This window comes from Corynebacterium sp. ACRPQ, assembly GCF_022347225.1.
In the GTDB taxonomy this organism is placed as follows: domain Bacteria; phylum Actinomycetota; class Actinomycetes; order Mycobacteriales; family Mycobacteriaceae; genus Corynebacterium; species Corynebacterium tuberculostearicum_D.
In genome coordinates, this window is the sequence record NZ_JAKRNF010000036.1 from 1 (window position 1) to 5,931 (window position 5,931).

The window sequence follows — 5,931 nt, forward strand, 5'->3', positions numbered from 1 at the left end:
CGGGTGTGCCCCGGCGAGAATCAGTGATATCGAAACCGGCAAGCGCCCTTTGCCGGAGTTGAGGTTGGCTTATGAAGAACTTCTCAAATCAGCTTGACACAACATAGGAGCATCACGCTCACCGCTTACTGAAGAGGAGAAGCTGCGGCGCCAGATTGCGCGCTTGGAAGCGGAGAACGCTTATTTAAAAAATGCGGGACTTGAGGAATCAGGGACGCACCTGAAAGTCCAGGTGATTGTCGTCCTCAAGTCACACCACCGTTTGGAACATCTCCTAGAAGCAGCAGGTATCCCACGGTCGACGTTCTTCTACCACCACTACTACCGGAAACGACTCGGCCAGCTAGATAAGCACGCCGTGCTCAAAGACGCGATCCGGGAGAGCTTTGAGCGCAACAAGCATCGCTTTGGCTGCCGGCGAGTACTGCTTGACCTGCGCAACCAGGGCTGGGTAGTCAACCACAAACTCGTCTACAGACTCATGCACGAGATGGGTCTGCGAGCTAAGATTCGCCAGCGCAGACCGTATGTTTCCTGCACTGGGAGGAACAGTCACATCGTTGAGAACAAGCTTGCCCGCAAGTTCAGCCCGGAGCAACCAAATACTGTTTTCGTCAGCGGTGCCACCGAGTTCAGGGTCGCTGGCCGCAAGGTCTACCTGTCACCAGTGATGGATCTGTTCGATCGTTCAATTGTTTCGCACACCGTGGCTACATCGCCGTCGACAGCGTTTACCGCTGATTCCCTGACCAAGGCGATCGTGGTTTGTGCGCCTGAACCTGGATGGATGATGCACACAGATCAAGGTTCCAAGTACCAGCACTCGTCTTGGCGCGACCTGATTAGTGACAACGGTGGCGTGCAGTCGATGTCGCGTAAAGCCAACTGCTACGACAATGCGGTCATGGAGAACTTCTTCGGACACTTGAAAACCGAAATGTACCACGGAGAAGTCTTCGACACCGGAACACGACAGTACCGAGTCCCCAGAACACCGGTACCAAAACTCGCATCTGACACCCATTGCTCCTACCCTTGGTAGGGTTAGCCGGTTCTGTCAAAGGCGGAGAGTATATTAGTGATACGTAAGGATTGCCCCAATCGCTAAGTTGAAACAACTGATTGAGGGGGATTCGAGTGATTGGCGTTTCATTGCCCTCCAGTGTCTGTATATGTACATACTGCGCCCCGGAGCGCGTCGTAGAGCAGAGGTCGATTGGAGAGGCTTGGGATTGGATTTGAGCTATACGCAGGGGGTGAACGTACTCCCCAGCATTGGATTTGTTGTATAAATCGATTGGTATCTAGTAGCGAACGAACTTGTGAAAGGCTGGCAATGTCTATCAATTCTTATCCTCGAGGGTTCCTCCTCTGTGGCTCTATTGACGATGTTCCATCGGGCTTTGTTCCCGGCCCAATCTTGGATAACTTTTTCGTTGATCCACTTTTAGAGATTAAATCGGAGCAAGACCGCGAATCTGGAAAATTCGTGATGATTTTAGGGTCATGTACGATGCTTGAGTATTCTAAGCAAAGTCCTGTCTCAATCCTTCTTGGGCGACTCATTGAGGGTGACGAAAAGTTTTACGAGGCGCTTGATTGGTTGGTGGGGCGGTACACGATCCTTTTTGGTAGCAAGGGCCAAGTCAAAGTGGTGTGTGACGCTACTGCGATGCGCCCCACATTTTACCATGTAGAGGGTGGTTTTCTTGCCTCTCATGCTTCTTTGATTGAGGTCACGCAGTTTGATTGTGAACTCTCAAATTTGCCATTTTCCAGTTCTTTTCCTGCGCATGGTACCCCGTACGAAGGCGTTCGTGTTCTTCTTCCCAACTTTGTGCTCGATTTAGAGTCTGGAAACCTAACAAGATTTTGGCCGCGAGAGCCTCTGACAAGTATCTCAACTGAGAGGGCGGCTAATATCGTGCTCGAACGAGCGTCAGCAGCTTTGTCGCGACTGGGGGAGGAACGAGATTCGTGGCTCGCACTAACCGCAGGACTTGATTCAAGGGTTAGTTTAGCGGTCGCAACGCACGCTGGAATTGATCTGAAGACTTTTACTTATGGGAAAAACAAAGATACGCGTGTTGATCGATCTGTAGCAAAGCTACTGTCAGCAAAGCTTGGGCTCAAACACTTCGAAGTTCCAACTCTGAAGCCTGAAGGTGAGCTTAAAGATAGTCTTGGAAAAGCCCACTATTGGGATCATCATCGATCTGCGGTAGGACCATTAGGGAAACTAGTAGGCAACCAGCGTGCAGCAGTTTTCAGCTCTAATATCCTTGAAATCGGTCAGAGTAATTTCAGAAAGCTCCAGTGGCGGTGGGGATGTGATGAGCCTGTAGAGGCGGATCAGATGGCGAAAGTCTATTACCGAAAGCTATCCAAGAAGGTTCGCGGTGAGGTGCAGGCTTTTGGCCATCAGCGCTACATGGGGGAAGTGACAGAAAGATTCCAAACTCTTATCTCTGAAACTGGCGGGTTCTGTCCAAATATCCTTGATCCTTTCGACGAATATTACTGGATGATAAGAATGGGAACATGGCACGGGCCGTCAAGCTTGGAGAAAGACTTCTACGGCGAGCCGCTGAATCCTTTCAACTCGAGGGCCATTATCACCCCCCTTATTTCGGTTTCCAAGCCAGATCAATATGATACTTCAGTTTTCTTGCGACTCATTTCTCTAGTAGATTCTTCGCTTCTGGATATTCCCATTAATCCTGCTCATCCGGTGTAAAAGGGGTATTGGAGGAATTATCATGTAGTAGGATATGTTTGTGTTGTCAGCATTATGCTTCTTGTTTCTCTCGCGCACGCGGGTTGCCCAAATGATAGCTCGCAGCGGCAATGTTCTTGTGCGCTTCTTCCACATACCGAAACTGAATTCTGTAGCCGGCTTTTGGTAGAAGCAAGGGTGGGCTCTCTGCTGTTCGTTGGTGAGGTTAGCGAGGGGTTGCGGAGCAGTCGCGGTGTTATAGACGGCAGCGGACTGGAATTCGGATCCCGAATCGAGGATGACGACAATGGACATGCGCCGCGCGAGAAAGGCCTTCTTATTTGACATCGCAATGAGTTGCTGGCTTGGATGAGAAAAAGTTGATGGAGCCGGCTGTCGGGACGTGACTAAGGTATCGCTGTGGTAGCAGGCTTTAGCACTGGTCAGCTCACGAGCACATCTATTCAATAGCGTCTAGACTTGCCAGGATAGTGCGTTGGGTAGTTCGCGAGGTCATGAGCTTGTTGGTAAATAGTCTGGAGTGAAATTAGAAGTCGGAGAGCGCGACCCAGCGGAAAGCCATGAAGCCCTCATGGGGCTTCGCCATGGCGCTCTGCGCGGCAATTGGTTGGGGTGCCTATATCTTGCCCTTCGACTGGATGCAGAAGGCGGAGCTGGCTGGAACGCTCATCGGCTTTGTCATTGGTGGTCTGATGATTGCCATCATTGGCTTGAGTTACGGCTTTACCATTCGTGCGCTGCCGCTGACCGGTGGTGGGGTGGCCTTCGCTATGGCGGCGCTGGGCCGGACTCATGCGTTTATCGCGGGGTGGGCGCTGACGCTAGGGTACTCGTGCGTCGTTGCGTTGAATGCCTCAGCGGTCGCGCTCATCTTTCGTGTCACGTTCCCTGATTTAGTCATGCGAGGCGCGCTTTACGACGTCGCCGGGTGGACCATCTATCTCCCCGAAGTAGCGATTTGCTCGCTGTTCATCATTGTGTTCGCGTGGTTGAACTCTAAGGGGGCGGCCCTTTCAGGCCAGTTTCAGTTCTTTGCCGTCGTGCTCATGATCCTGGCGGTGGTGGTCATCGTGGCTTTCCCCATGGGCCTACGTGGGGTTTGATTCCATCCCGCAGCTGGCGGGCGAGTTCAATTTCTCGTCGAAAAGAGCATTAGGCCTTCTCATGCGGGAAGTCATTACAGCAACGTTGATCTATTTGGCCATGATGCTCGCAGCCTCCATCGCTGTGGGAACCCGCCACGATGCTCTCGAAGGGGCGGCTTGGCCAACGGCAGCAGCCATCAGTGAGGTGATGGGGCCTGCCGGTTTGGTGCTCATGGTTGTAGCTGTGAGCGCCGGAGTCCTTACTGGGCTTAACGGATTTTTCACTGCGGCAAGTCGCGTCTTGTTTACTCTCGGTCGCGCCAACCTAGTTTCGAGTCGGCTGGGTGAGTTAAACGGTAAGCAGCGCACTCCACGCAATGCGATTCTTTTGGTGTGCGCGGTACGCCTAGTGACCCCGTGGTTTGGGCGTGCGGCATTGACGTGGGTCGTCGATATGTCCAGTGCTGGTATCACGGTGGCGTATTTCTATACCTGCTTTTGCGCCTGGAAGATTGCGCGCACCGGGCAGGTCCCTGGAATGTCCGAACCCGTTGCGCCGAACAAGTTTTATGAGTACTTCGCGCTGGCTGGGTGTATCCTCTTGGTCGGATTCATGGCGCTGCTCTTCGTCCCAGGCTCGCCTGGCGTGCTGGGAACGGCCCCGCTCATCGCGCTGGTGGTCTGGATTGCGCTGGGGCTGGTGTCGTGGGCCATCAAGAGTCGTCAGGTGAAGGATGTGCCTCCGGAGAAAACAGCATCGCTGATTCTGGAATAACAGATCGATACCACGGGTGTGCCCTCATACCGGCATAGAATTTGTCGCTTTGGCTGGGGCAGGGGAGACATCGCCAAGCGCCTGCTCATCTTTCCCGGCCCTAACGAACTCCCGCGGCGCGGCCATGCTTGGCTGTGGCTGCGGAGTTTCGATTCGCCGGCGTTGGTTTTCTCTGCAGACCAGAATCTCTCCGAGCGCAGGGCGGCAGCGTCATGGAGGTGCGATGCGCCGGTGCGGATGAAGGGGGGTGTTCCTATATAGGTTGTCAACCTCGCGGGTGGAGAAATCGGGGGCGGATTCTCTCTACGGGGTTGTTTGGTCGTGTGGTTTTCGGGCATGCCTGCTAGCCGACTGGGTTTTCCCAGTCGGCTGTTTCGTTCTTGGTGTTTAGGCTGCGATTCCTTCCTGTTGTAAGGCGGGATCGCGGTAGCGCTCGTGGTTGCGCATCATGGCGTAGAGGACGTTGAGCCGTCTGCGGGCTAGTGCCACTACTGCGGCGTTGTGTCTCTTGCCATCACGGCGCTTTCGTTCATAGAATTGCCGGGAACGCTCGTGGAATCTGATGGATGCAAAAGATGATTGCCATAGGGCGTTCTTTAATTTTTTATTGCCGGCGCGGTTCAGTGAGTTCGACATGATCGAGGTTCCGGACTGATTCGTTCGGGGCGACAAACCAGCGTAAGAGGCCAAGTGCCCAGCTGACGGAAAGTCGGACATGTCGCCCGCGGTCATGAGAATTTGTGCTGCCGTCTTTGGTCCGATTCCTGGCATGGATAGCAGGATTTGAGTGTGGGGGATGTCGTTGATGAGCTCGATGACTTCCTGCTCGATTTGTTTGCGATGTTCGAGTTTTAAGAGTGCGTCTTTCGCCGACATTGCTATGCCCATTTCGGCATAGTGCGCACCTGCAATGGTGACTGTTTGCTCAGAGATAGCAGCGAATATGGCATCGAGGACAGGTTCGGGATTGCGTGCCTTATATCGTCGAGCAAAGGCAGCTGCCTTGGCTTTTCCGAGGCGTTTTATCTTGGTCGGTCCACCGTAGCGCGCAAGTAGGTGCAGAACCCACTTGCGGTGGATTATCTGACCGCGAAGGGCCTGTTCGAATTGCGGGTAGCAGCCTACTAGTGCACTTCGAATCTGATTGATGAGCCTGGTGTAGGACCGCGCTAAGTCTTCGTCGATGCCGTTGAGGACTTTCAATTGGAGGAAGGCTTCTTCGACACGGTCGACGCTGCGGAGGGACTCCGGAAGGTTCTTTGCAGCGTGGGCAATGATATAGGCGTCCCGGATATCAGTTTTGGCATTGCCAGCGTGGATGCGTGAGAGTTGAC

Annotated in this window: 2 protein-coding genes and 2 pseudogenes; 3 read left to right on the forward strand and 1 reads right to left on the reverse strand. The window is 53.4% G+C overall.

The window, feature by feature from the left end; all coding sequences use genetic code 11:
* Positions 1 to 109: 109 nt before the first annotated feature.
* The 3 genes and pseudogenes from MHY24_RS11910 to MHY24_RS11920 all read left to right on the forward strand — a co-directional run.
* Positions 110 to 964 (forward strand): annotated as a pseudogene (locus MHY24_RS11910) (IS3 family transposase); the annotation flags it as partial.
* Positions 965 to 1,336: 372 nt separating this feature from the next.
* A complete protein-coding gene (locus tag MHY24_RS11915) occupies positions 1,337 to 2,737 on the forward strand; it encodes a hypothetical protein (RefSeq protein ID WP_239230916.1) in 1,401 nt (466 codons plus the stop codon).
* A gap of 638 nt (positions 2,738 to 3,375) precedes the next feature.
* Positions 3,376 to 4,597 (forward strand): annotated as a pseudogene (locus MHY24_RS11920) (APC family permease).
* A 387-nt stretch (positions 4,598 to 4,984) separates the two neighbouring features.
* Here MHY24_RS11920 and MHY24_RS11925 read toward each other — a convergent pair.
* The coding region (locus tag MHY24_RS11925) for an IS110 family transposase (protein ID WP_239230918.1) at positions 4,985 to 5,931 on the reverse strand (947 nt) is incomplete at its 5' end.

Bases quoted from the DNA above. Each gene is read 5' to 3' on its own strand.
- MHY24_RS11915 (WP_239230916.1), top strand. From the start codon at position 1,337: ATGTCTATCAATTCTTATCCTCGAGGGTTCCTCCTCTGTGGCTCTATT.